Source organism: Clavibacter sp. B3I6 (assembly GCF_030816895.1).
GTDB lineage: Bacteria > Actinomycetota > Actinomycetes > Actinomycetales > Microbacteriaceae > Clavibacter.
In genome coordinates, this window is record NZ_JAUSYL010000001.1 from 3,079,026 (window position 1) to 3,104,538 (window position 25,513).

The window sequence follows — 25,513 nt, forward strand, 5'->3', positions numbered from 1 at the left end:
TCCGGGAGCGCAGGCACGGCCTGGCCCCGGCAGTGAACAAGGAGTTGCATGGCTCGCACCGGCCAGCGGCGGTCGTCCGCCCGCACGCGCACGATCGACAACGAGGGGCTCATCCCCGTCCTGGCGCGCGCCGTGCGCGAGATCGAGCAGGCCGCCCAGCGCGGCAAGCTCAAGCCGGTCAACCGCACGAAGTTCCAGGTCATCGCCGTGCTCATGCGCGAGGAGCGCACGCACGCGAAGGACCCGGCCACCCCGCTCAGCGACTCCGAGCGCGCCGAGACGCTCAAGCGCCTCGACGGCATCGCCAGCATCCTCGCCCGCACCGCCGCGCGCGACACCTCGGTGCTGCCGCTGCTGGATCCCGACGCCAAGCTCTCCGAGGCCGCCCGCGCCATGCGCAAGCACATGCTGTTCGACGGCGGCGTGGAGATGGTCGTCGAGGACGAGCCCGAGCCCGAGCCCGAGGATTCCCGCCCTCGCCAAGCTGCACGAGCGCCAGGTCGTGCCGCCGTCGGTGAAGGCGCGCGTGCTCGCGAACCCGTTCCTCGAGCCCGACCTCGACCGGCCCGCGCCCGCCGCGCCGCCCACGCGCCTGCTGGCGAACTGGGAGCTGCTCGGCCCGCTGTTCAAGTCGTTCGAGTACGGCGCCGGCGGCGGCATCGCGAGCATGGACCTCCCCGAGAGCCCGCGCATCGACCGCCTGTCGCCGCAGAACCTCGAGCTCATGCGCCACCAGGCCCGCTTCCTCGAGAGCGTCCGCCTCGGCCACCGCGAGTTCCTGCTCGCCGACGAGCCGGGCCTCGGCAAGACCGCGCAGGCGCTGCTCGCCGCGTCGGTCGCCGACGCGTACCCGCTGCTCGTCGTCGTCCCGAACGTCGTGAAGATGAACTGGAAGCGCGAGGTGGAGCGCTGGACGCCGCACCGCCGCGCCACGGTCATCCACGGCGACGGCGCGGGCCTCGACGCCTTCGCCGACGTCGTCATCGTCAACTACGAGGTGCTCGACCGCCACATCGGCTGGCTGCGCACGCTCGGCTTCCGCGGCATGGTCGTCGACGAGGCGCACTTCATCAAGAACCTCCAGTCGCAGCGCTCCAAGTTCGTGCTGGCGCTCGCCGAGAGCATCCGGGAGCGCCAGTCGAACCCGCTGCTCATGGCGCTGACGGGCACGCCGCTCATCAACGACATCGACGACTTCCGCGCCATCTGGCAGTTCCTCGGCTGGATCGACGGGGACAAGCCCACGTCCCGCCTCATGGGCGAGCTCGAGGAGGCGGGCCTCACGCCGGCCGACCCCGGCTTCTTCGCCGAAGCCCGCCGCGCGGTCATCGACCTCGGGATCGTCCGCCGCCGCAAGATCGACGTGGCGACCGACCTGCCCAGCAAGCGCATCGCCGACCTCCCCGTCGAGCTCGACGACGACCTGGGCCGCTCCATCCGCCAGGCCGAGCGCGAGCTGGCGGCGCGCCTCGTGAAGCGCTTCACGGCGCTCGTCGGCGCCCGCGGCACCACGGTGCCCGACGTGCTCGACGGACCCGCCGCCGAGCGCGCGCACCTCATCCGGCTCGTCGCGCAGTCGGAGCTCGACGAGGCCAAGGCGCAGAAGACCGGCGAGAACGTGTTCACCATGGTCCGCCGCATCGGCCAGGCGAAGGCGGTGCTCGCGGCCGACTACGCCGCGCAGCTCGCGCGCTCGGTCGGCAAGGTGGTGTTCTTCGCCAAGCACGTCGACGTGATGGACCAGGCGGAGGCCACGTTCGCGAAGCGCGACATCACGTCCGTCTCCATCCGCGGCGACCAGACCCCGGCCGCGCGCCAGCACGCGATCGACGCCTTCCAGAACGACCCCGAGGTCCAGGTCGTGGTGTGCTCGCTCACCGCGGCGGGCGTCGGCCTCAACCTGCAGGCGGCGTCCAACGTGGTGCTCGCGGAGCTCAGCTGGACGAGCGCGGAGCAGACGCAGGCCATCGACCGCGTGCACCGCATCGGCCAGGAGGAGCCCGTCACCGCGTGGCGGATCATCGCGGCGCAGACCATCGACGCGAAGATCGCCGAGCTCATCGACAGCAAGGCGGGCCTCGCGGCGCGGGCGCTCGACGGCGAGGACTTCGACGAGGCCGGATCCACGTCGGTCCAGCTCGACGCCCTCTCGCACCTGCTCGAGGAGGCGCTGGCCGCGTAGCTGTCGCGACCTGCACGACGACGCCCCCGCGACCTGCTGGTCGCGGGGGCGTCGCGCGTGCGTGCGGGGTATCGGCTCACTGCTGCCTTTCTCGGCCGAGGAGACGAGGGACCTTCAGGAGCACGAAGTAGCTGAAGGCGAAGAGAAGCAAACCGAACACGCCGGCCGGATACGTGCGAGTCATCGCGTCCTCACCAGCGGCGAGGGGGGCGACTACGAGTGTGGCGAAGAGGTAGAAAGCGGTGATGATCGCGGTGAGCACCAGGGCGCGCGTCCTGCGCCTGCGAATCGTCGGTTCAGTCATTTCGGCACTGCCCTTCCAAGCTGAGGATGTAGATGCGGTAGTTCTGATTGTCGGGGCAGACCCCGTGGGCTGCGACGATGGCCACGATCGTGACGCCGAGGCCGCCTGCGGCGACGCACCCGACACCGCCCGTCTCCGGTCCAAGTGCGGCGCAGATTGTCGCGGCGAGTCCCCCGGCCGCAGCGGTGGCACCGGTCGCTTGCTCCGTGGAGTCGAGGCTGACGTAGGGGAAGGGATCCGAGCCGACGGAGACGAGCGATGTGTCGATGACGTCGTGGGCGGCGGGGACAACGACGGCGCTGCCAGATGAGTCGTAGGTGAAGGCGATGTCTACGCCGGGTGAGACGTGATAAGTGACCCGTTCTCCGTGAGCCGTCGCGACGCTGTCACGTGGTGCTGGCCCACGTTGAAGGGCCCTGCCCAGCTCGGCGAGTCGGTGAGGGGTGAGTGCAGCGCTCGTCTGGGGAGCGGGCCGCGAGTCCGACAAGACCCGTAAGCCATGTCCGGGGGGACCGGCGGCGAAGGCGGGTGGAGTGGCGGCGAGCGGTGCGAGTGTGAGCGCCACCAGGAGCGCGAGGCGTTTGAGCGATCGAGATCTCATGTTCTCCTCCAGTCGGGAACGCACCTACAGTCCTCCTCCGGCAGCTCCTGGGCGCGCGTTGTGCACAGGGTGCGGATGGCGGGGCCGAAGTGTGCTTAGGACCCGCGAATGGTGTGAACGGTTGCGCGTCGTGTCACGACCAGCGCTCGCGGCACCAGCGGCATCGGTGGCAGGCGCAGACCATCGACGCGAAGATCGCCGAGCTCATCGACAGCAAGGCGGGCCTCGCGGCGCGCGCGCTCGACGGCGAGGACTTCGACGAGGCCGGATCGACGTCCGTCCAGCTCGACGCCCTCTCGCACCTGCTCGAGGAGGCGCTGGCCGCGTAGGTGTCGCGACCTGCACGACGACGCCCCCGCGACCTGCTGGTCGCGGGGGCGTCGTGCGTGCGGGGAGGCGCTAGCCGCGCTCGGCCCGGCGGCGTGCGTGCTCGGCCTTGCGGGCGGCGCGGCGCTCGCGGGCGACGGCGTCCTGCGCGTCCTGCGTGGGGTTCGAGCGCGAGGTGCCGATGACGGCGAACGCGATGAGGACCACGACGACCGCCAGCACGGCGTAGACCAGGATCGTCGTGCCGGTCATGCGCGCTCCTCGGGTCGGGTGCTCCGAGCGTAGCGGCGGTCAGTCCTCGAGGGCCGCGCCGCGGAGGTCCGGCAGGGTGAGCGCGGCCGCGGCGGCCAACGCGAAGACGGCGGCGAAGACGCCGAACGGCAGCGCGACGCCGCCGAGCGCGAGGAGCGGCGGCACGCACAGCGGCGCGATGATCGACGCGAGCCTCCCGAAGCCCGCCGCGCTGCCCGCGCCCGTCGCGCGTACCCGCGTCGGGTAGAGCTCCGGGGTCACGGCGTAGAGCGCGCCCCACGCGCCGAGGTTCGAGAACGACATGAGGGAGCCGAACACGAGGATCGAGGTCACGTCGTCGGCGGTGCCGAAGAGGCCGGCGGACACGGCGGATCCCGCGAGGAAGACCGCGAGCGTCACGCGGCGGCCCCAGCGCTCGACGAGCCAGGCGGACACGGCGTAGCCCGGCAGCTGCGCGAGCGTGATGAGCAGCGTGTACGCGAACGACCGCACGAGCGAGAAGCCCTGCGCCACGAGCAGCGTCGGCAGCCAGATGAAGGCGCCGTAGTACGCGAAGTTGACGCAGAACCACACGATCCAGAGGGACAGCGTGCGGCGGCGGAGTCGCGCGCCGAAGAGGCGCTCGCGGGGCGCGGGGGCCGCGGCGTCGGCGGCGGCGTCGGCCATGAGGTCCGTCGGCGTCTCCGGAACCGCGTCCGGGGCCGGATCCGCCCCCGCCGCCCCCTCCAGATCGCGCACGACCCGCTCGGCCTCCGCGTGCCGGCCCTTCGCCTCGAGGAACCGCACCGACTCCGGCAGCCGCAGCCGCACGAAGATCGCCCACACGGCGGGGACGGCGCCGAGCGCGAGCGCCCACCGCCAGCCGTCGTCGCTCGACGGGATGACGAGGTAGCCGATGAGCGCCGCCGCGGTCCAGCCCACCGCCCAGGACGACTCGAGGATCACGATGACGCGGCCGCGGATCCGCGCCGGCGCGAACTCGCTCACGAGCGTCGACGCGACCGGCAGCTCGGCGCCGAGCCCCAGGCCCACGACGAAGCGGAGCGCGATGAGGGCCCCCACCGACATCGCGAGCGCGGAGACGCCCGTCGCCAGGCCGTAGACCAGCAGCGTGAGCGCGAACACCTGGCGGCGGCCGAGCCGGTCGGCGAGGAGCCCGCCCACGCTCGCGCCGATCGCCATGCCGAGGAACCCGGCGGATGCGACGAGGCCGAGCTGGCCGGCGTCCGCCTTCCACACCACCGCCAGCTGCGCGATGACGAACGAGATGAGGCCGACGTCCATGGCGTCGAGCGCCCAGCCGACGCCGCTGCCGCCGAGGATGCGCGAGTGCGCCCGCGTCCAGGGAAGGGCGTCGAGGCGCTCGGAGCGGGTGGGCCGCGAGGTGGTCGTGGTCATGTGCTCGGCTTTCGGGGAGGACGGGCGCGTCCGCGGGCCGCTCCGGGTGGAGGCGGTCACGCGGGAGGACGACGGGCTACCGGGAGCCCGGAGGGGCGGACGGGCGGACGGTCCGGGGACGCCGAGACGGGCGGGGGACAGGGCCCGAGCGTAGCGGGGGCCTGCCGTGCCGTCAGCCGTGTGACGCGGGGAGGCGTCCGCCCGGCCGCCCGGCTCGCCGAGGCGGGGAGGGGCGGAGCGGGGCGGACTCCGGATCAGCCGAGCGCCTCCGGGGCGCGGAAGAAGTCGCGCTCGTAGGCCGCGGAGACGCGGGACGCCTCGAGCATCGCCGCGCGTCGCCCGGGTCCCGCGAGCACGGCCGCCTCGTCCACCAGCGCGCACGCGTGCTCCGTCGCGGCCGCGAACGCCGGATCGGCGTAGGTCTCCAGCCACGCCGCGTACGGGTGCGCGGCACCGGCCGCCGCCGCCGCGGATCCCGCCGCCCGGAGCCGGGTGCCCACGTCCGCGTAGATCGTGAAGCACGGCAGCAGCGCCGCGACGAGGACGGCGTAGTCGCTCGCCGCCGCGTGCGCGAGGAGGTGGTCGACGTACGCGCGCGTCACGGGTCCGACGACCGCGGGCGCGGGGTGCCGGGCCAGCCACTCCTCGTGCAGCGCGGACTCGGCGGCGATCGCGTCGGCCGCGGAGCGCGCCCAGGCGACCTGCGCCGCGGGCGTCGGCGCGAGCTGGCTGGCCCGGGCGAGCACACGGGAGTACGCGCGGAGGTAGATCGCGTCCTGCGCGAGGTAGTGCGAGAACCACGCCTCGGGCAGGCTGCCGTCGCCGAGGCGGCGGACGAACGCGAGCTCGTCGATCTCCCGGCGGAGATCCGCGGATCCTGCCCACATCTCCGCGGTGACGGGTCCCGCGTGCGTCCCCGCGGCGTCCCAGAGGGTCCGCAGGTGGTCGAGCGGGCCGGCGCCCGCGCCCACGTCGAGGTCCTCGGCTCGCGCGAGGGATCCGGTGAGCCAGCCCTTCGCCTCCGTGAGCGCCGCGAGCCAGTCGCCGCGGCGCGGGTGCAGCGTCGCCAGGGCGCTCGACAGCGAGCAGCCGGTGCCGTGCGTGCTCGTCGTCGCGATGCGCGGACCGGCGACCACGTCGACCGCGGCCTGCGCGCCGGGCGCACCGGGTGACACGAGCGCGTCCGGGCAGTCGTCCTCGCGCAGGTGGCCGCCCTTGACGATGACGCGCACCCGGTGCCGGTCCGCCAGCGCGCGGCCCTGCGCGAGCGCCTGGTCCCAGCCGTCGGCCTCGGGCTCGCCGAGGAGCGCCGCGAGCTCGGGCAGGTTCGGCGTCACGACGTCGGCGAGCGGCAGGAGGCGGCGGAGCGCGTCCGTGGCGTCGTCGTCGAGGAGGGCGTCGCCGGACTGCGCGACCATGACCGGATCCAGCACCACGACGGGCGGGCGCACCGCGCGCAGCCAGTCCGCCACCTCGTCGACCACGGCGGCCGAGCCGAGCATGCCGATCTTCACGGCGTCGATCGCCACGTCGTCCGAGACGGCGTCGAGCTGCGCGCGCAGGAACGCCACGGGCGGCACGTGGATCTCCCGCACGCCCCGCGTGTTCTGCGCCACGAGCGCCGTGACGACGGCCATGCCGTAGCCGCCGTTCGCCGCGATGGACTTGAGGTCGGCCTGGATGCCGGCGCCGCCCGTCGGATCCGTGCCCGCGATGCTGAGGACGCGCGGGACGCGGGACGGATCGGCAGCGGGGCGCGGAGTGCCCGTCGCGTCCGCCTCCGGGGACTCGGCCGTGGCCGTCGCGGTGCCCGCCTCCGCGACCTCCGCCCCGACGTCGTCGCCGCCGCCCGCCCCGCGCACGCGCGCCCACTCGGCCGCGAGCTCGCGCGCCGAGGCCGCGGGATCCTCGGCCGCGCAGATCGCCGACACGACGGCCGTGCCCGCGCCGCCCGCCGCCGCGATCGCCGCGACGTCCCGCACGTCCACGCCGCCGATCGCGACGCAGGGCACGGGGGAGAGCCCCGCGATGATCCCGAACCCGTCGTGGCCGAGCGGCGCCGGGTGGTCGGGCTTGGTGCTGGTGGGGCGGATCACGCCGACGCCGAGGTAGTCGACGGTGCCGGCCGGGAGCGCGCGCACCGCCTCGACGTGCGCGGGCGTGTTCGCGGTGAGGCCGACGACGAGCCGCCGGTCGGGGCTCGCCGCGTCGAGCATCCGCCGGACCAGCTCGGCCGGGACGTCGGACTGCCCGACGTGCACGCCGTCCACGCGCGTGCCGCGCGCGAGGGCCGCCAGGACGACGTCGACGCGGTCGTCGACGAGCAGCAGCGGACGGGCGGCGTCCGGGTGCGCGGACGCGTGCGCGTCGATCGCGTCGGCCGCCGCCGTCACGGTCGCCAGCAGGTCGGCCGCACTGGCGTGCTTGTCGCGGATCTGCACGGCCGTCGCCCCGCCCGCGACCGCCGCCGCGACGACCGCGGGCACGCCGCGCTCGCCGCAGAGCGCGGGGTCGGTGACGAGGTAGACGGAGAGGTCGAGCGCGCTCACGAGAGGCGCTCGCGGTGGGCGACGAGCTCGGGCGTGATCGCGTCGAGGGCGTCGAGGAGCGCCACCGCGAACGATCCGGGTCCGCGCGCGCCCTCGGCGGCGACCTCCGCGGCGATCGTGTACACGCTCGTCGCGGCCACGGCGGCCCGCAGCGGATCCGGCTCCAGCGACGCGAACGCCGCCATCACGGCGCCGAGCGCGCAGCCCCCGCCGGTCACCTTCGTCAGGAGCGCGTCGCCCGTGTGCACGCGCACGACGCGGTGGCCGTCCGTGATGTGGTCGACGGGACCCGACACCGCGACGACCGTGCCGTAGGTGCGCGCGAGGAGCGTCGCGGCGTCGAGCGCCGCCTCCACCGCGTCGGTCGCGTCGACCCCGCGTCCGCCGACGCCGCCGGTCGCGAGCGCGATGACCTCCGATGCGTTGCCGCGCACGATCGTGGGCGACAGCGCCACCAGCTCGTGCGCGAGCCGCGTCCGCACCGGCAGGGCGCCGACCGCGACGGGATCCAGCACCCACGGCGTGCCCGCCTCGCGCGCCGCGTGCGCGGCCTCGACCGCGGCCTCCCGCTGCTCGGCGTGCGGCGTGCCGAGGTTGACGAGCACGCCCGACGCGATCCGCGCGAACGGCCCCGCCTCGGTCGGCACGTCCGTCATCGCGGGCGCGGCGCCGAGCGCGAGGAGGACGTTCGCGGTGAAGCCGGTGACGACGGCGTTCGTGATGCACTGCACGAGCGGCGTGCGCTCCCGCAGCAGGCGGAGGAGGTCCGCCGAGGCGGTCCCCGCTCCCGTGGTCTCGTGGGTGGATGGGCGCGCAGCGCTCATGATGACATCCCTCCGCCGGTGCGAACCGGATCAGGTGCGACGGGTCTCATCTCAGCCCTCGTGGGCACCCCGTGTCAGGGATCCACACTAGGGGAGACGCGTCGCGCCCGTCGGGTCGACCGGCGGCGGGAGGCGGAGGCGCGCTAGGCGAGCCCCGCCACGTCGAGCACCCACGCGTAGTCGGAGGCGCGCTCGCGCCAGGCGTCGTACCGGCCCGACTTGCCGCCGTGGCCCGCCTGCATCTCGGTGCGCAGCAGCACGGGCGCGCCGACCTCGCGGAGGCGGGCCGTCCACTTCGCGGGCTCGACGTAGAGGACGCGCGTGTCGTTGAGGCTCGTGACCGCGAGGATCCGCGGGTACTGCACGCCCTCGCGCACGTTCTCGTACGGCGTGTACGACTTCATGTACGCGTACACCTCGGGGTCGTGCAGCGGGTCGCCCCACTCGTCCCACTCGATCACGGTGAGCGGCAGCGACGGGTCGAGGATGCTCGTGAGCGCGTCGACGAACGGCACGCCCGCGAGGATCCCGGCGAAGCGGTCGGGCGCGATGTTCGCGACCGCGCCCATCAGCAGGCCGCCGGCGCTCCGGCCCTCGGCGACGAGGCGGTCGGGGCTCGTCCACCCGCGGGCGATGAGGTGGTCGGCCGCTGCGACGAAGTCGGTGAAGGTGTTGCGCTTCGCGATCGTCTTGCCCTCGTCGTACCAGCGCCGGCCCATCTCGCCGCCGCCGCGCACGTGCGCGATCACGAACGCCATGCCCCGGTCGAGCAGCGAGAGCCGCGCGATGGAGAACGACGGGTCGATGCTCGCCTCGTACGAGCCGTAGCCGTACAGCAGGAGCGGCGCGGGTGTACCGGGGTGCACGAGGCCGCGCTTGTAGACGACCGACAGCGGGATCTCGGTGCCGTCCTCCGCAGTCGCCCACTCGCGGGTCTGCACGTAGTCGTCGGGGTCGTAGCCGCCGCGCACGGGCTGCTGCTTGAGGAGGCGGAGCTCGCGGGTGGCGAGCACGTAGTCGTAGGTGGTGGGCCGGCGTCGCGAGGCTCGTGTAGCCGAGGCGCACGGTGGGCTGCGCGAACTCGGGGTTGCCGGCGGTGCCGACCGTGTAGATCGGCTCGTCGAACGCGATCTCGTGCAGCTGCTCGCCGTCGAGGACCCGGTCGAAGGGGATCACGCCGACGCGGGTGAGGCCCTCGCGGCGGTACGACACGACGACGTGGTCGGCGAACGCGCTGGCGTCCTCGAGGCGCACGTCGTCGTCGTGCGGGATGACGACCTGGCGGTCGGTCGTCGAGGTCGGGTCGTCGGCGGGCACGTCGATCAGCTCGAAGTTGGTGGCGCCGTCGTTGTGCAGGATGAGGAGCCGGTCGCTGCCGTCGATGACCGCGTGGTCGACGTCGTACTCGACGCTGTGGCGGCGGGGCCACACCGGGCGGAAGGTGCCCGTGGGGTCGCCGGCGTCGAGCAGCAGCACCTCGGTCGTGATCTTCGAGCCGACCTGGATCACGAGGTACTGGCGGCTGCGGGTCATGCCGAAGCCCGTGAAGTAGCTCTCGTCGGGCTCGGTGAAGACCTTCACGTCCTGCGCGGCGGGCGTGCCGACGCGGTGGCGCCACACGGTGTCGGGGCGCCAGGCGTCGTCGACCGTGACGTAGAAGAGATGGTCGCCGTGCGCCGAGAAGGTGGCGCCGTGGCTGGTGCCGGGGATCTCGTCGGCGAGGTCCTCGCCCGTGGCGAGGTCGCGGATCCGGAGCGTGAAGCGCTCGTCGCCCTCGACGTCGACCGAGTAGGCGAGGAGCGATCCGTCGGGGCTGACCTCGAACGCGCCGAGGGAGAAGAACTCGTGGCCCTCCGCCTCGGCGTTGGAGTCGAGGAGCACCTGCTCGCCCTCGACCGCGACGCCGTCGTCGGCTGCCTCGATGACGGGCGGGGTCCAGTCGTCCGGACCCTGGACCGGCCGCCGGCAGCGGATCGCGTACTGCGACCCCTCGACCGTGCGCGCGTAGTACCACCAGTCGCCCTCGCGCACGGGGACCGAGAGGTCGGTCTCCTGGGTGCGGTCCTTGATCTCCGTGAAGATCCGCTCGCGCAGCGGCTCCAGGTGCGCCGTCGCGGCTTCCGTGTACGCGTTCTCGGCCTCCAGGTGCGCGATGACGTCGGCGTCGTCCTTGTCGCGCAGCCACTCGTACCGGTCGACGAAGGTGTCGCCGTGGAACGTGCGCTCGATGGGGCGCTGGTCCGCGACGGGAGGGGTGGGGGAGGAGGACTCGGAGACGGCCGGGACGGCGGGGTCGGTCATCCGTCGAGCCTACCGACGGAGCTGCCGCCGCCGCCCACCGCGTCGCCCGCGGACGGCCTCGACCACCGCGCCGAGGACCACGAGGATCCCTCCCGCGACGCCCCACCACCCGGACGGCGGGTCCGCGGGCCCGACCGGGACGGACAGGGCGACGAGTCCCACGCCCACGAGCGCGAGGAGGATCCAGCCGAGCATGGGGTCTCCGTCCGGGTGAGGACGCGCCCAGGCGGGACGGCGCGTCCCGTCACGCTAGCTGCACAGCCCCATCGCGCGCGGAGATCGCCCCCAGGGAGGGCGCGGTCGCGTCAGGAGGAGATCGGCCCCGCCTCGCGCGGACCCGTCGCGCCGGGCGTGGTCTCCCGGCCGATGGTGCTCGAGCGGGTGGCGAGGCGGGCGACGGCCTGCAGCGGGATGGACAGCCAGCCGGGACGGTTGCGGACCTCGTAGATCGCCTCGTACACGGCCTTGTCGATCTCGAACGCGTCGAGCAGCGCCCGGTTCGCACGGAGGTCGGTGCCGGAGCGGGCGATGTAGCCGTCGACGAACGCGCGACGCGCGTCCGACGCCCACGACGCCGCCGACTTGCCCGGGTGCGCGAGCGCGTAGGAGCCGGCCACGTAGTCGAACGAGCGGAGCATGCCGGCGACGTCGCGGAGCGTGACGTCGGGCAGCGAGCGCTCGTGCATGGGGCGGAGCGGCTCGCCCTCGAAGTCGAGGAGGACCCAGCCGCGGTTCGGCACGGAGAGCACCTGGCCGAGGTGGTAGTCGCCGTGGATGCGCTGCAGCTTCGGCCACTCGCCGTGCTCGGCGGCGTCGTAGACGCTCGCGATGGCGTCGTGGAAGGCGGCGATCTCGGGGACCTCGCGCTCGGCGGTCGCGTGGCGACGGCGGAAGCTGACCATGATCCCCTCGATGACCTCGGGGGTCGCCTCGACGGTGGGCAGGGCGGCCGCGAGCGTGGCGTGCACGTCGGCGGTCGCCTCGCCGAGCGCCCGGGCCTGCGCCTGGAAGTCCTCGTCGGCCTCGGCCGCGCGGAGCGCGACGCGCCAGGCGTCGGTGACGCCGGGGAGGAACTCCTGCGCGAAGGCGACGTGCCCGACGGCGTGCCCCACCTCGCGGCCGGAGTCGCTCCACTCGGCGAGCACGCTGCCCATGGTCTGCGGCACGAGCCGGGATCCGGCGCCCGCGATGGCGGACTGGAGCACGACGTCGGGGTTCTCGCCGTGGTGCAGCGCGCGGAAGACCTTGACGATCATGGAGTTCGCGGCCGTGCCGTCGGCGGAGACCATGTCGTAGATGATCGAGGTGTTCGACTGCTCGCCCGAGAGCACGTGGGATCCGACGACGGTCGCGATCTCCACGCCCGGCTGGCGCTGGCCGCGGGCGGTCGCGCCCAGCGAGGTCTCGTCGACGTCGGCCTCGCGCTCGTCGAGGATCGTGCGGATCAGCGCCCACGCGTACGCCGGGTCGTGCGGCCCGTCGTAGACGTGCAGCTCGACGCCGTCGTCCTCGACGATCGAGCCGATGTGGAAGGGCTTCAGCTCCTCCAACGGCGCCTGCCGGTAGGTGAGCGGCACCTGATAGAGGACGGGCTTCGCGCTGCCGTGGTCGATGATCAGGTGCGTCTCGATGCGGGCGAACCAGCCCTCGTCGCTGAAGCTCCAGCCGCCGATGCGCTCGAGGCGCGGCTCGGTGCCCTTCGAGGCGAACCAGCGCTGCTCGCGCATCCACGCGGCGAGGAAGTCGGGGATGACGCTGAGGTCGTGGTGCTGCATGGCTCAGGCCACCTTCGCGGTCACGTCGGCGAGCGACGGGTTGGTGGCGGACGAGCCGTCGGGGAAGAGGACGGTCGGGACGGTCTGGTTGCCGCCGTTGATGGCGGCCACGAGCTCCGCGGTGCCGGGCACCTGCTCGATGTCCACCTCGTCGTAGCCGATGCCCGCTCGATCGAGCTGCGACTTCAGCCGGCGGCAGTAGCCGCACCAGGTGGTGGAGAACATCGTGATCCGCCCGGGGGCGGGCACGTAGGAGGAGGTCTCGGGCGCCATGGTGCTCACCCTACGCGCCGAGCGCGACGCCGACCCGTGATTCCCGCGGCCGGGGGAGAAGCCTCGGCGCGTCGGGATCGCGGGTGCGGTGCCGGTCAGCGGCGGATGCGGCTCAGCCGCGGAGCGAGCGCTCGAACCAGGCGTTGCGGAACTTGCCCGCCGGGTCCAGGCGCTCGGCGAGGGCGAGGAAGTCGCCCGCGCGCGGGTACAGCGGGACGATGTCGGCCGCCGTGGCCGTGAAGACCTTGCCCCAGTGCGGGCGCGCGCCGAACGGGCGGATCGCCGCCTCGAGCTCGACGAGCAGCGCCTCCACGGCCTCCTGCTCGCGCTTCCACGTGAAGTGCAGGCCGATCGTGGCCTGCCCGTGCTGCGGGCTCAGCCACAGCTCGTCGGCGGCGACGGCGCGGAGCTCGCAGACGAGGAGGATCGGACGGATCCGGTCGCCCATCGCGCGGAGCGCCTGCACGGCCTCGACGGCGCGGTCGAGCGGCACGTGGAACTCCGACTGGATCTCCTCGCCGTCGCTCGGCGTGAAGCCCATCTTGAAGTGCGAGAGGCGGTCGGACCAGAGGCCGACGACCCCGAGCTGGGAGGTGCTGTTCACCGGGTCGATCCCGAGGATCGGGTGGCGCTCCTCGGTGGCGGCGGGCGCCCCGAAGTACTCCTCCATGACGACCTCGTCCTCGGGCTGGCCGTCGACGCCCAGCTGCACGCGGCTCTTCAGCCACACCTGGTCGGTGGCCTCGCCGAAGCGCGTGAAGACGCTCACGCTGTAGGCGGCGCTGAAGACGTCCTCGAGGTTCCGGTCGAACGCGTCCCAGGAGAGCCCCTCGAAGACGCGCTGGCGCACGAGGTAGGAGGGCTCGACGTCGAGGGTCACGCGCGTGACCACGCCGAGCGCGCCGAGGCCCACCACGACGCCGTCGAAGTCGTCGTCTCCGCGGCGGTACGTGACCGTCTCGCCGTCAGCCGTGATCAGCTCGAGGGCCGCGACGGCCGTGCCGAGGTTGCCGTTGCCGATGCCGGATCCGTGGGTCGCCGTCGCGATCGCGCCCGCCACCGAGATGTGCGGCAGCGACGCGAGGTTGTGGATCGCGAGGCCCTCCTCGCCGAGGAGCTCCGCGAGCTTCCCGTAGGCGAGGCCCGCGGAGAAGGTGGCGGTGCTCGCGTCGCGGTCGATCACGAGGTCGGCCGGGAGCTCGGCGAGCGAGACCAGCTCCTCGGAGTCGGCGATGTCGTTGAACGAGTGGCGGGATCCCAGCACGCGGATCCTCGACGCGTCGCGGACGATGGTCCGCAGCCCCTCGATGCTCGTCGGTGCGTGCACGGTCCGTGCCCGGTAGGCGTAGTTGCCGGCCCAGTTGGTGCCCGCGGTGCCCTGCTCGATGGTGTCGGTCATGCGTCCTCCTCGCGCCCGCCATCGGACGCCGTCGTCTCCAGCTTGCCCGCCCTCCGGCCGGAGGGCGAGCGACGGGCCGCCGGTGGGGCGGCCCGTCACGTGCTCCGCCGTCAGCGGCTGCGGATGGTGAGCTCCAGCGTCCGGGCCGACGGCCACAGCTGGTGCTCGGGCAGCACGTCGAGGCCGCACGCGCGCGAGCCCAGCCCGTGCTGCGCGGCGTCGATGTAAAGGTGCACCGCCTCGCTCGCGGGCAGCTCGTGCGGGTGCGCCGCGCGGTCGAGCTCCTGCGGCGTGTGGCGCGAGGCCGTGAAGCCGGGGCGGCGGCCCGCGATGTCGGGCAGCGCCTGGATCACGATGCCGCCCTCGCCGTCGAACGTGCCGAGCTCGAGCTCCCGCAGATCGCTGCGGTGCCCGGTCTCCTGCGGCCGCGAGTACACGGCGCCCAGGTCGTCGACGAGGGAGGAGAACCGGCCGACGAGCGCGGCGCGACGCGAGTCCGGGTACGACTCGAGCGGCCCGGTGCCGAACCACTCCGCGTTCGTGACGCTCGCGGGGAGGTCGATGCGGATCCCGACGCGCGGCCAGGTGATCGCCCACCCGGCGCTCGGCACGATGTCGACGCGGAGGCCCAGGTCGCCGTCGGCGCCCTCGGTCCAGCAGTACGTCGTGTCGACCGAGTCGAAGGACTGCGCGGCGCTCGTGCGCACGACGACGGTGAGCGAGCCGGAGCCGGCCTTCACCGAGCGGACCCGGTGCGTCAGCCGGTCGAGGCCCGCCCCGCGCCAGCGCGCCTCGCTCGACGGCCCGGGCACGCCCCTGCCGAAGGTGAGGCGCGGGTCGGCCAGCTCGTAGGAGCCGCTGCTGTCGCTGCGGTCGTTGTCGGTGGGCGCGCGCCACAGCTCGAGGCGCGGGCCGTCGACGTCGAGGCCGCCGAGGCGGACGAGCCGGCCCGTGGCGAGGTCGAACTCGCCGTCGCCCAGGGTGAGGCGCGTGGCGCCGGCGTCCGGGTACGCCTCCTCGTCGGCGTCGACCCAGCGCGCGGGCACGGCGGGGCGGGGCGCGGCCGTGAGGTCGAACTGCTCGACGGCGACCACGTGGCCCGCCTCGGCCCACGGCTCGTCGTCGCGGAGGATCGCCTGCACGGTGAGCCACACCTCGGGCGCGGGGCCGCGCTCGCGGTCGGCCGCAAGGTCGCCCGCGTCGAGCGCGTCGGCGGGCAGCGGGATCCGCACGGTGTCGCCGGCCGCGACGGGCTCGGCGTCGAGGACGCCGGTCGCGATGTCGTCGCCGTCGACCGCGAGCACCCACGCGAGGCTCGTGTGCGCGGTGGAGACGGAGTGGTACCGGCTCTCCACGACGAGGGACGCGGATCCGCCGTCGCGCTCGAGCCGGAACGCGATGGGCTGCACGACGGCCTTGTACTCGGCGAGGCCGGGCGTGGGGGTGTCGTCGGGCAGGACCATGCCGTCCATCACGAAGTTGCCGTCGTGCACGACCTCGCCGAAGTCGCCGCCGTACGCGTAGAAGGCCTCGCCGTCCGCGGTCTCGGTGAGGATCCCGTGGTCGCGCCACTCCCACACGAAGCCGCCGTGGAGGCGCGGGTAGCGGAGCACGAGGTCCTCGTACTCGCCGATCTGGCCGGGGCCGTTGCCCATCGCGTGCACGTACTCGCAGAGGATGAAGGGCTTGGTGCGCTGGCGCATGCCCTCGGCGGGCGAGCAGCCGAGCAGGTCGCCCGGGATCACGTCGCTGCCGATGGACTCGGTCTCCTGCAGGTTCGAGTACATGCGCGAGTAGACGTCCGTGTACTCGCCCGTGTAGTCGCCCTCGTAGTGCACGGGGCGTCCCGGGTCGCGGCGGTGGACCCAGGCCGACATGGCGGCGAGGTTGCGTCCCGTGCCCGCCTCGTTGCCGAGGGACCACATGACGATCGAGGGGTGGTTCTTGTCGCGCTCGACGGTGCGCTCGATGCGGTCGAGGTAGTGGTCGGCGAAGCGCGGGTCGTCGCTGGGGTTGCCGACCCAGCCGCCGAACTCGAAGCCGTGGGTCTCGAGGTCGCACTCGTCGATGACCCAGAAGCCGAGCTCGTCGGCGAGGTCGAGGACGCGGGGGTGCGGCGGGTAGTGGCTCGTGCGGATCGCGTTGACGTTGTGCTGCTTCATCAGCAGCATGTCGGCGCGCGCGTGGTCCTCGTCGAAGACGCGGCCGCGCTCCGGGTGGGCCTCGTGCCGGTTGACGCCGTGGAAGACGACGCGGCGGCCGTTGACGAGGAACCGGTCGCCCTCGATGCGCACGGTGCGGAAGCCGAGGCGGATGGAGAGCGCCTCCACGTTGGTGCGGAGGAAGCCCTGGTACTGCGTGGGGCTCTCGGCGCTCCACGGCTCGACGTGCGCGACGTGGACGGGCGCGACGTCCTCGGGGGTGTCCCAGGTGACGTGGATCCCGAGGTCCTCGACCTCGAGCGTGACGGGGAACGCGGCGGGCTCCGCGTCGACCTCGACGTGCACGGTGCCCGCGCCCGTCACGTGGTCGTACTCCGCGCGGGTCCACGCGTCGTCGATGCCGCCCTCGGGACGGCCGAGGAGGGTGACGTCGCGGAAGATTCCGGGCATCCACCACTGGTCCTGGTCCTCGAGGTAGCTGCCGATCGACCACTGGTGCACGCGCACCGCGAGCACGTTGGCGCCGGGGCGGAGGAACTCGGTGACGTCGAACTCGTGCGAGAGGCGCGACCCCATCGCGGTGCCGACCGCATGGCCGTTCAGCCACACCGCGAACGCCGACTCGACGCCCTCGAAGCGGAGCACGACGCGCTCGAGCGACTGCCAGTCGGTGGGCACGTCAATCTCGACGCGGTAGTCGCCGGTCGGGTTCTCGTCGGGCACGAAGGGCGGCTCGACGGGGAACGGGTACTGCACGTTCGTGTACGCGGGGAGGCCGAAGCGGCCGTCCTGGCCGAGCACCCAGTGGCTCGGCACGGGGATCTCGTCCCAGCCGGAGTCGTCGAACGCCGGGTCGGCCATCTCGTCGGAGAGGCCGCGGGCCGTGGGGGAGAGGCGGAAACGCCAGTCGCCGTTCAGCACGATGCGCGGGGCATCCGAGTGCAGGCAGGAACGGGGGCGGCGGGCCGGGCCCGTCGTGGGGGCGAAGTCCTCGAAGAAGGGGAGGGCGTGCGTCATGGGCTTCCTTGCGCGTGGGCGGGCGCGGCGACGTGCCGCGCTCCCATCATCGTGGGTCGGGGGGCGACGCGCCGAATGCGCGGACGGCCGGGCAGGTCGCCCTGCCCGGCCGTCCGGGTCGTCGCGGAGCGCCCGGGTCAGCCCTTCACCGCGCCGTCGGTGAGGCCCCCGCGCCAGAACCGCTGCAGCACGATCATCGCCGCGATGAGCGGGATGATCGAGACGAGCACGCCGCCCGTGGTCAGCTGGTAGAACTCCGGCAGCCGGTCGACCTGGCTCCGCCAGTTGTTGAGGCCGAGCGTGATCGGGTACAGCTTCGAGTCGGCCAGCATGATCAGCGGCAGGAAGTAGTTGTTCCAGATGCCGACCAGCTGGAAGAGGAACACCGTCACGAGCGCGGGCGTCATCGAGCGGAGCGCGAGCGTGTGGAAGATCCGCAGCTCGCTCGCCCCGTCGATGCGGCCCGACTCGATCACCGCGTCCTCCACCGACGCCTGCGCGTAGATCCGGCAGAGGAACAGGCCGAACGGCGAGACGAGCGACGGGATGAGCACCGACCAGTAGGTGTTCGCGAGCCCCATGCTGCTGAACAGCAGGAACAGCGGCAGCGCGGTCGCCGTGCCGGGCACGAGCACGCCTCCGAGGATGGTGCCGAATACGATGTTCGATCCCCGGAAGCGGTACTTCGCGAGCGCGTAGCCGCCGGCCGCCGCGAAGTACGTGGCGATGAGCGCGCCCACGCCGGCGTAGAGCACCGAGTTGAGGAACCAGCGCACGAAGATGCCGTCGTCGTAGGTGAACACCATCGTGAGGTTCTGCCAGAGGTTCATCTGCGCGAACAGGAACCCGTTGGTGCTGAACAGGTCGGCCGTCGTCTTCGTGGCCGCGACCACGACGTAGTAGACGGGGACGAGGAAGTACAGCGCGACGACCGCGAGGATCGCCGTGACGATGATCCGGGTCGCCGGCTTCGTGCCCGCGCCCGGCGTGCTCCCGGCCCTCGACGGCCGACTCACCTTCGCCTCGGCGGCCTGTGCGGCGCGCTTGTGCTCCGCCTTGTCGGCGGCGGACTCGTCCGTGGTCGGTCTGGCCTCTGTGGCGGTCATGCGCGCGCCCCCTTCTTCCCGGCGGCGGCTTCCCGCTCCTCCTTGGGCTTCCTGTTGGTGATCGCGAGGAAGACGAACGACAGCGCGAACGCGGCCAGGGCGATGATGACCGCCTGCGCCGCGGCGACGCCGTAGTCGTTGTACGCGAACGCGGTGGTGTACGCCGAGAGGTTCGGCGTGTACTGCGAGTCGATCGCGGGGGCGGAGGTGGCGAGCACCTGCGGCTCCGCGAACAGCTGCAGCGTCCCGATGATCGAGAAGACGGTCGCGAGCACGAGCGCCGGGCGGATGAGCGGCAGCTGGATCGACCGGGCCGTCCGCCACGCGCCGGCGCCGTCGATGCGCGCGGCCTCGTAGACGTCGCCGGGGATCGACTTCAGCTGGGCGATGATGATGAGCATGTTGTAGCCCGTGTAGGTCCAGGTCACGATGTTCGCGATGGACCAGAGCACGGTGCCGGCGCCGAGGAAGTCGAGCTGGATGCCGAGCATCTCGCCGATGTCGATGATCGGGGACAGGCCCGGGATGTAGAGGAAGCCCCAGAGGATCGTCGCGATCACGCCCGGCACGCCGTACGGCATGAAGTAGGCCGCCCGGAAGAACTGGGGCCACTTCGCCGACGCCGACTCGAGCAGCAGCGCGAGGATCGTGCAGAGGATGATCATCACCGGCACCTGCACGATGCCGAAGAGCAGCACCCGGCCGATGGAGGCCGTGAAGGCGCCGTTCGCGAGCGCCAGCGCGTAGTTCTCGAACCCGGCGAACGCGGTGGTCACGCCCTGCTCGCCGAACAGGCCCTCCCGTCGCACGGTCGTGAACGACTGGAACACGGCGTAGACGATCGGCAGGACGAAGGTCAGCACGAACACCGCGAGGAACGGCGCGAGCAGCACCCACGGCGCGATGGTCTGCGACCTCTTCAGCTGTCCCTTGCGGACGCCGGAGCGCTCCACGCGGGCGGGGCGGGGCGCGGAGCCGCCGCGGTGCGCGCCCGCGGGCTTCGTGACGGCGCTCATGCGGACGCCGCCTCGACGCGCAGGCCCTTGTTGCGGAAGGCCTCGATCACGGCCTCCTGCGCGATCGGCAGGGACTCGACGAGGGTCTGGCCGCTCGTGAGCTTGCGGCGGAACTCGTCCTGCAGCGTGTTGAGCGTGTACTGCGTGAGCGGCGACCACGTCCACTCGAGGTTCTGCTCCCTCGCGGCCGGCACGAAGACCTCCTCGTTGTAGGACTGGCCGCTGAAGAACGCGCTGGGCTCCTGGCGGGGCGCGCCGATGTAGTCGGGCGAGGGGGACCAGCCGATGCCGGAGTTCGCGATCATCGCGTCGATGCCCTCGGGCGACGTCGTCATCCAGGTCATGAACTTGAGCGCCTCCACGGGGTGCTTGCTGTTCGCGAGCACGGCCGCGGTGGATCCGCCCAGGTAGCTCGACCCGTACGACCCGTCGAAGGACCACGTCTGCATGGGCGCGACGCGCCACTTGCCCTCGCCGCCGGAGACGGACTGGATGAGGGCGTCCCCCCAGCTCGCGCTCGTGCAGCCGAAGATCTTCGCGTCCGCGGCCGCCGCGTACCAGGGCGGCGAGTAGGCGCTGAAGGAGGTGTTCACGATGTCGTCGTCGACCGCCCTGTCGAAGAACGCGGCGACCTCCATCGTGCGGTCGTCGAGCATGTCGATCACCCAGCGCTCGCCGTCCACCTGGAACCAGTTCGCGCCGGCCTGGGTGGCGTACGCGGTGAAGACGCTGGCGTCGGCGACGGGGAAGCAATCGAGGTAGTTGCCCGCGCCCGTCTTCCGCACCTCGGCGCTGAGGGCGGCCCAGTCGTCCCAGGTCGCCGGCGGCTGGCCGCCGACCTGGTCGAGGAGGGCGGGCTGGTAGTAGAAGGCCATGGGGCCCGAGTCCTGCGGGATCCCGAAGACGCCGTCCTGGAAGCTCACCTGCTTCCACAGCGCCTCGTCGTAGCGGTCCCGGTACTCCTCGACGCCGTAGCGGGTGAGGTCGACGAGGCCGTTGGCGAGGAGGAACTCGGGCAGCTGCCGCAGCTCGACCTGGCCGATGTCGGGTCCGCCGCCCGCGGTGATCGCGGAGTACATCTTCTGGTAGCCGCCGGCGTTGCCGCCGGGGATCCAGACGGCCTCGACCTGGATGTCGGGGTTCTCGGCGTTCCAGACGTCGGCGACCTTCTGCAGGTCCTTCAGCCACGCCCAGTACGTGAGCGTGACCTTCTCGCCCGGTGCGGCGGCGGGGAGGACCGGATCGGAGTTGACCAGCCTCCCGCCCGGTGCCGAGCAGGACGCGAGGGCCAGCGTCCCCGCGGCGGCGGCCCCCACCCCCAGCGCCTGTCTCCTGCTGATCGAATGCATCGTCGCATCCCTCCCGTCGTCGTTGATGGCAGTCGGCGCGTGGCGCCGTCTCCACTCTAGACGTCGAGCGAAAATTATCCCGACCTCTGGTCGGGATCACAGGATCAGGGGCGCGCGCCCCGGTTCCGCACGGCCCACTCGAGGCCGTGCATGGCCTGGTCCTTCGTGAGCCGCGTCTCGGCCCCACAGTTCGAGCACTCGACGCGGTAGGTGGAGCGGAGCGGGATGAGCGGGACGAAGAACAGCGTGAAGCGGACGGTGCGGTGCAGGACGCGCTGCGGGGCGGTCACCCCGCACACGAGGCAGGCGAACGTGACGACGACGAGGAGGGCGTCGCGCGCACGCGTGCCGAAGAGGAGGATCACCTCCCGAACCTACGCCGGTCGGCGCGGAGCATACGGGCTCCCGCGGCCCCCGGACGAGGAGGCGACGGGAAGCGGATGACCCGGTACCTTCGGGAGGACACGCACGCGGCAGGGGGCATCCGCATGACCACGCACCACGACGGCGCGCACGTCAGCGCGGTCCCAGCCTGCCCGGGAGGCGCCGCGTGACCGTCTTCGTGATCGTGGGGGCCGTCGGCCTCCTGCTCCTCCTCGCCAGCATCCTGCTCGGCGACCTCCTCGACGCCATCGGCGGCGGCGACGGCCTCGTCTCGGGCGTCGCGCTCGGCGCGGCCCTCGCCATCTACGGCGTCGGCGGCGTGCTCGCCGACCAGGCCGGCATCGGGTCGGGTGGCGCCATCGCGATCGCCGTGGCCCTCGCGCTCGTCGCGCTCGTGGTCGTGCAGCTCGCCGTCCGCTTCGTCGCGAGGCAGGAGAGCGGCGGCTCGTACTCGCCCGTCGGGATGGTGGGCGTCGTCACGTCGCCCACATCGCCCACGGGCGGCGAGGTGCGGCTCGAGCACGTCCGCGAGCTCGAGCGGCGCCTCGCCGTGAGCGACGCGCCCCTCAGCATCGGCACGCGCATCCGCGTCGTGTCGGAGGACGGGTTCCGGGTGCGCGTCGAACCGCAGCCCGGCGATCCGGCCTAGCACCACCCGTCCCAACGAGAGGAACCCTTCCGTGGATCTCATATCCGGCGGCGCGAGCGCGATCGCCGTCATCGTCGTCATCGTCATCCTGGTGGCGCTGGTCGCGTTCATCGCGTCCCGCGTGCGCCGCGTGCCGCCGAACCAGGCGCTCGTCATCGTCGGCCGCAACGCCGAGAAGAGCGAGAGCGGCGCCGGGTTCTCCAGCCCGCAGAAGGTCATCATCGGCGGCCGGACCTTCATCTGGCCGATCTTCCAGGAGGGCTTCACGCTCTCCCTGGAGCAGTACCAGACGAGCGTCACGGCCGAGGCGCGCGACGCGAACTTCATCAACACCGCGGTCGTCGCGACCGTCAACTTCAAGGTCACGGGCACCGAGGACGGCGTGCGCCGCGCCGTGCAGCGCTACCTGCTGCAGCAGGACGCGCTCCCGGAGATCGTGCGGCAGTCGCTCGAGGGCGCCATCCGCGGCCTCATCGGCGACCGGCCCGTGGACGAGCTCGTGAAGAGCTTCTCCGTCGTGGCGCAGGAGGCCGTGAACCAGACGAAGAACGACCTCGCGGAGCTCGGCCTCCAGATCGAGACGCTCAACGTCCGCGAGATCACGACCCCCGGCAGCTCCTACCTCGACGACCGGGCGCGCTCGAACGCCGCCCGCGCCCGCCAGGTGGCCGAGGTCGCGGAGGCCGAGAACAAGCGGATCTCCGCGCTCGCCGCGATCGAGAACGACCAGCAGACCGCCGAGCGCCAGCTCGAGCTCGACCTGCGCCGCGCGGCCATCAAGGCCGACACCGACCGGGCCAACGCCACCGCGCTCGCGGCCGGCGAGCTCGCGAAGGCCGAGCAGGACCGCCTCGTCGCCGACCAGGAGCGCACCGCCGTGGCCGCGCAGGCCGAGGTGTCGAAGGAGCGCCTCCGCATCGACGTGGAGCTCCCCGCCGAGGCGCGCAAGTACGCGACCGTCCAGGACGCGCAGGCCGCGCGCGACGCCGAGAAGGCGAAGGTCGACGTGGAGGTCTACCAGCGCACGCAGAACGCCGAGGCGGCGAAGACCGCGGCCGTGAACGAGGCCGCGTCCATCACCGCGCTCGGGAAGGCGAACCGCCGACGCGATCCAGGCCCGCGGCCAGGCGGAGGCCCAGGCGGCCGCCGCGCTCGCCGAGGCGCAGAACAAGCTGTCGCGCGAGGCCCTGCAGGCGCGCATCATCGCGTCCATGCCGGAGATCGCGCGCGAGATGGCGGCGCCGCTCGCGAACGTGGACAACATGACGATCATCTCGGCGGACGGCGCCAACGCGCTCAACCGCTCGGTGGCCGAGAACATGGCGACGCTGCCGAAGCTGCTGAAGGACACCACGGGCATCGACGTCGCCACGGCGCTGAGCTCGTTCCTCGGCTCGACGGCCGCGGGCACGTCCGCCGGCGGATCCGCGTCCGGTGCGACCGCCACGGACGTGGGCCCGAGGACGGCCGCGTCCGAGGGCGCCGGGATCTGATCCCGGTGCCGGTGCCCGTCGGGACGCGCGGCGTCCCGACGGGCCCGGTGTGAGATCCCCGAGCCCGTTCGCGGCGCTGTGGGGCGCGAACGCGCTCTCCAACCTCGCGGACGGGCTCGTCTTCGTGGCCGTGCCGCTCGTGGCGGCGGACCTCACCGACGACCCGCGCGCGGTGGCGGGGCTCGCCACGACGTACGCGCTCGTGCGGCTGCTGGTCGCGCTGCCCGTGGGCGTCCACGTCGACCGGCTCGACCGGCGCACGCTGCTGGTGGTCGCGAACCTCCTCCGCGGTGCCGCGCTCGTGGCGCTGGCCGCGGCGATCCACGCGGGCGTCGCCTCGCTCGTCCTCCTCTACGCGGTGATGGCCGTGGTCGGCGTGCTCGAGAGCGCGGCCGACGGCGCCGCGGTGGCCGTGCTGCCGTCGCTCGTGCCGCGCGACCGGCTCGACCGGGCCAACGCGCGGATCGCCGGCACGCAGCTCGTCGCCGACGAGTTCGTGGGCCCGCCGCTCGGCGGGATCCTCTTCGCGGTCGCCGCCGCCGTGCCCCTCTACGCGACGGGCGGGCTCTGGGGCGCGGCCGGCGCCGTGGCCCTCGCGCTGCCGCGGCGACCGCCCGCCGCGGACCTCGCGGACGCGCCGCGCGCCTCCGTCGTGCGCGAGGCCGCGGAGGGCGTGCGCTGGCTGGCGGGCCACCGCGTGGTCGGCGCGCTCGCGCTCCTCGGCGGCCTCGCGAGCGTCGGGTACATGCTGCCGTTCTCGGTGCTCGTGCTCTTCGCGCGCGACCGGCTGGGACTCGACGCCGCGGGCTACGGCGTGCTCCTCGCGGCCTCCGCGCTCGGCGGCCTCGCCGGATCCGCGATCGCCGCGCCCCTCCGCGCCCGCCTCGGCGCCCGGTGGACGATCGTCTGCGCCCTCGCGCTCGGCGCCGTGAGCCTCGCGGGGCTGGCCGTCACCCGGGATCCGGTCGTCGCCGGGGTCCTGCTCGCTCTCTACATCCTGCACGCGGTCGTCTGGGGCGTCTGCGCGACTTCGCTCCGGCAGCGCCTGGTGCCGGATCCGCTGCTCGGCCGCGTGGGCGCCGCCGGCCGGGTGCTCAGCCTGCTCGGCCTCGCGGTCGGCTCGGCGCTCGGCGGTGCGCTCGCGACCGTCGGCATCGCGGTGCCGACGATCGCGGGCGCGGCCGTGTTCGCGGGCTGCGCGGTGCTGGCGGTGCTCCGCCTCCACGGGTCCGACGCCGTCGCGGACTAGCCCGCGTTCGGCAGCCGCACCTCCACGAGGCCGGCCGTGACGCGGGTCTCGAAGCGCGGCTGGGGCGCCGTCGCGGGGCCGTGGATGACCTCGCCCGTCTTCAGGCTGAAGACGCTCTGGTGCCACGGGCAGGTGACGCAGGCCTCGCCGGTCTTCGGGTCCTTCCCGAGCTCGCCCTCGTCGAGCGGCGCGGAGAGGTGGCTGCAGGTGTTGCTGAGCGCGTCCACCGTCATGCCGTGGCGGCGGACGAGGACCGGCAGGCCCGCGACGTCGCGCTTCGCGAGGCGGCCGTCGGGCAGGTCGTCGAGCTGGCCGAGCTCCTGCCAGCCGGCGGGGAAGCGGTGCGGCACGTCCTCGGCGTGGTTCGCGCCCGACGCCTGGCGGTACGCGAGGTGACCGCCGAGGAAGCCGCCGGCGGAGACGAGGCCGAGGCCCGCGAGGCCGAGGATCTTGCCGCTCGTCTGCTTGCCGCGGGCGCGCTGGATCCACGACAGCCCGTAGAGGCCGGTGGCGAGCGCGTTGGCGGCGGAGTGCACGATGCCCACCCGGAGCTGCTGCTCGTGCAGCTGCGACCAGTCGGCGTAGCCGGAGACGATCGACGGCGCGGCACTGAGGATCCCGACGCCCACGAGCGCCTGGCTGGCTTTCTCGTTGCCGGGCAGGAGGTCGAGGACCGCGGACGAGATCCACGCGCCCGACGGGATCAGCACGGCGACGGGGTGCAGCGGGTGCCCGAACGGCACGCCGTGCAGCAGGTCGGCCAGCGCACGCGGCTTGAGCAGGGCGACCACGGTGCCGCGCACCTTGGCGACGATCGGGTCGAGCACCTCGGCGTCCTCGATCTTCGTGATGGCCGAGACGAGCTTCAGCTCCCTCATGGGATCTCCGTTCTTCATCGGCGCC

The 25,513-nt window shown here is 73.2% G+C and carries 19 protein-coding genes, 3 pseudogenes and 1 riboswitch; of the genes and pseudogenes, 6 read left to right on the forward strand and 16 right to left on the reverse strand.

What is annotated here, in order from left to right; genetic code table 11:
* Nucleotides 1-48 precede the first annotated feature (48 nt).
* Nucleotides 49-2,182, forward strand: a pseudogene (locus tag QFZ62_RS14860) (DEAD/DEAH box helicase).
* A gap of 76 nt (nt 2,183-2,258) precedes the next feature.
* Here QFZ62_RS14860 and QFZ62_RS14865 read toward each other — a convergent pair.
* Nucleotides 2,259-2,486, reverse strand: coding sequence for a hypothetical protein (locus QFZ62_RS14865; protein ID WP_307507290.1), 228 nt, complete (start codon nt 2,484-2,486; stop codon nt 2,259-2,261).
* Nucleotides 2,487-3,200: 714 nt separating this feature from the next.
* Here QFZ62_RS14865 and QFZ62_RS14870 point away from each other — a divergent pair.
* Nucleotides 3,201-3,416 carry a hypothetical protein gene (locus QFZ62_RS14870; protein WP_307507293.1) on the forward strand — a complete coding sequence of 72 codons (216 nt, stop codon included), beginning with the start codon at nt 3,201-3,203 and terminating at the stop codon, nt 3,414-3,416.
* Nucleotides 3,417-3,486: 70 nt separating this feature from the next.
* Here QFZ62_RS14870 and QFZ62_RS14875 read toward each other — a convergent pair whose 3' ends face one another.
* The 14 genes and pseudogenes from QFZ62_RS14875 to QFZ62_RS14940 form a co-directional block, all read right to left on the reverse strand.
* Nucleotides 3,487-3,666, reverse strand: a complete 180-nt coding sequence (locus QFZ62_RS14875) for a hypothetical protein (RefSeq protein WP_307507296.1) — start codon at nt 3,664-3,666, stop codon at nt 3,487-3,489.
* Nucleotides 3,667-3,705: 39 nt separating this feature from the next.
* Nucleotides 3,706-5,064 carry an MFS transporter gene (locus QFZ62_RS14880; RefSeq protein WP_307507299.1) on the reverse strand — a complete coding sequence of 453 codons (1,359 nt, stop codon included), beginning with the start codon at nt 5,062-5,064 and terminating at the stop codon, nt 3,706-3,708.
* A 254-nt stretch (nt 5,065-5,318) separates the two neighbouring features.
* On the reverse strand, nt 5,319-7,613 hold the full coding sequence (locus tag QFZ62_RS14885; protein WP_307507301.1) for a bifunctional hydroxymethylpyrimidine kinase/phosphomethylpyrimidine kinase: 2,295 nt from the start codon (nt 7,611-7,613) through the stop codon (nt 5,319-5,321).
* Nucleotides 7,610-8,437: a hydroxyethylthiazole kinase gene (gene thiM / locus QFZ62_RS14890; RefSeq protein ID WP_307507303.1), complete on the reverse strand. Its 828-nt coding sequence runs from the start codon at nt 8,435-8,437 to the stop codon at nt 7,610-7,612. Before thiM ends, QFZ62_RS14885 begins: the two co-directional genes overlap by 4 nt.
* A riboswitch (TPP riboswitch) is annotated at nt 8,428-8,519 on the reverse strand. It overlaps the preceding gene by 10 nt.
* Before the next feature lie 61 nt (nt 8,520-8,580).
* Nucleotides 8,581-10,738, reverse strand: a pseudogene (locus QFZ62_RS14895) (S9 family peptidase).
* Nucleotides 10,739-10,747: 9 nt separating this feature from the next.
* A complete protein-coding gene (locus QFZ62_RS14900) occupies nt 10,748-10,933 on the reverse strand; it encodes a hypothetical protein (protein ID WP_307507305.1) in 186 nt (61 codons plus the stop codon).
* Nucleotides 10,934-11,043: 110 nt separating this feature from the next.
* Nucleotides 11,044-12,513, reverse strand: a complete 1,470-nt coding sequence (locus QFZ62_RS14905; RefSeq protein WP_307507307.1) for a phosphotransferase — start codon at nt 12,511-12,513, stop codon at nt 11,044-11,046.
* A gap of 3 nt (nt 12,514-12,516) precedes the next feature.
* A complete protein-coding gene (locus tag QFZ62_RS14910; protein WP_307507310.1) occupies nt 12,517-12,786 on the reverse strand; it encodes a mycoredoxin in 270 nt (89 codons plus the stop codon).
* A gap of 112 nt (nt 12,787-12,898) precedes the next feature.
* Complete coding sequence (locus tag QFZ62_RS14915) at nt 12,899-14,185, reverse strand: D-arabinono-1,4-lactone oxidase (protein ID WP_307507313.1); 1,287 nt, start codon at nt 14,183-14,185, stop codon at nt 12,899-12,901.
* A gap of 110 nt (nt 14,186-14,295) precedes the next feature.
* Nucleotides 14,296-17,364, reverse strand: coding sequence for a glycoside hydrolase family 2 TIM barrel-domain containing protein (locus QFZ62_RS14920; RefSeq protein ID WP_307507315.1), 3,069 nt, complete (start codon nt 17,362-17,364; stop codon nt 14,296-14,298).
* Nucleotides 17,365-17,501: 137 nt separating this feature from the next.
* Nucleotides 17,502-18,470: a carbohydrate ABC transporter permease gene (locus QFZ62_RS14925; protein WP_307507317.1), complete on the reverse strand. Its 969-nt coding sequence runs from the start codon at nt 18,468-18,470 to the stop codon at nt 17,502-17,504.
* Nucleotides 18,467-19,486 (reverse strand): carbohydrate ABC transporter permease, encoded by a 1,020-nt coding sequence (locus tag QFZ62_RS14930; RefSeq protein ID WP_307507320.1) that lies wholly within the window; start codon nt 19,484-19,486, stop codon nt 18,467-18,469. The genes QFZ62_RS14925 and QFZ62_RS14930 overlap by 4 nt, the downstream gene beginning before the upstream one ends.
* Nucleotides 19,483-20,835: an ABC transporter substrate-binding protein gene (locus tag QFZ62_RS14935; protein WP_307507325.1), complete on the reverse strand. Its 1,353-nt coding sequence runs from the start codon at nt 20,833-20,835 to the stop codon at nt 19,483-19,485. Before QFZ62_RS14935 ends, QFZ62_RS14930 begins: the two co-directional genes overlap by 4 nt.
* Before the next feature lie 104 nt (nt 20,836-20,939).
* Nucleotides 20,940-21,200 (reverse strand): zinc-ribbon domain-containing protein, encoded by a 261-nt coding sequence (locus QFZ62_RS14940; protein WP_307507327.1) that lies wholly within the window; start codon nt 21,198-21,200, stop codon nt 20,940-20,942.
* Between the two features lie 185 nt (nt 21,201-21,385).
* Between QFZ62_RS14940 and QFZ62_RS14945 the strand changes: the two genes are divergently transcribed.
* From QFZ62_RS14945 to QFZ62_RS14960, 4 genes and pseudogenes are all read left to right on the forward strand, one after another.
* Nucleotides 21,386-21,868: an NfeD family protein gene (locus QFZ62_RS14945; RefSeq protein WP_307507329.1), complete on the forward strand. Its 483-nt coding sequence runs from the start codon at nt 21,386-21,388 to the stop codon at nt 21,866-21,868.
* Between the two features lie 130 nt (nt 21,869-21,998).
* Nucleotides 21,999-22,502: pseudogene (locus QFZ62_RS14950) on the forward strand (flotillin family protein); the annotation flags it as partial.
* A gap of 475 nt (nt 22,503-22,977) precedes the next feature.
* The gene (locus QFZ62_RS14955; protein ID WP_307507842.1) at nt 22,978-23,361 is read left to right on the forward strand and encodes a flotillin domain-containing protein; all 384 of its coding nucleotides are present in this window, start codon (nt 22,978-22,980) and stop codon (nt 23,359-23,361) included.
* Nucleotides 23,362-23,410: 49 nt separating this feature from the next.
* A complete protein-coding gene (locus tag QFZ62_RS14960) occupies nt 23,411-24,610 on the forward strand; it encodes an MFS transporter (RefSeq protein WP_307507333.1) in 1,200 nt (399 codons plus the stop codon).
* On the opposite strand, the gene QFZ62_RS14965 is transcribed toward QFZ62_RS14960, so the two are convergent.
* A complete protein-coding gene (locus tag QFZ62_RS14965; protein ID WP_307507335.1) occupies nt 24,607-25,488 on the reverse strand; it encodes a Rieske 2Fe-2S domain-containing protein in 882 nt (293 codons plus the stop codon). The two genes, QFZ62_RS14960 and QFZ62_RS14965, sit on opposite strands and share 4 nt — an antisense overlap.
* Nucleotides 25,489-25,513 lie beyond the last annotated feature (25 nt).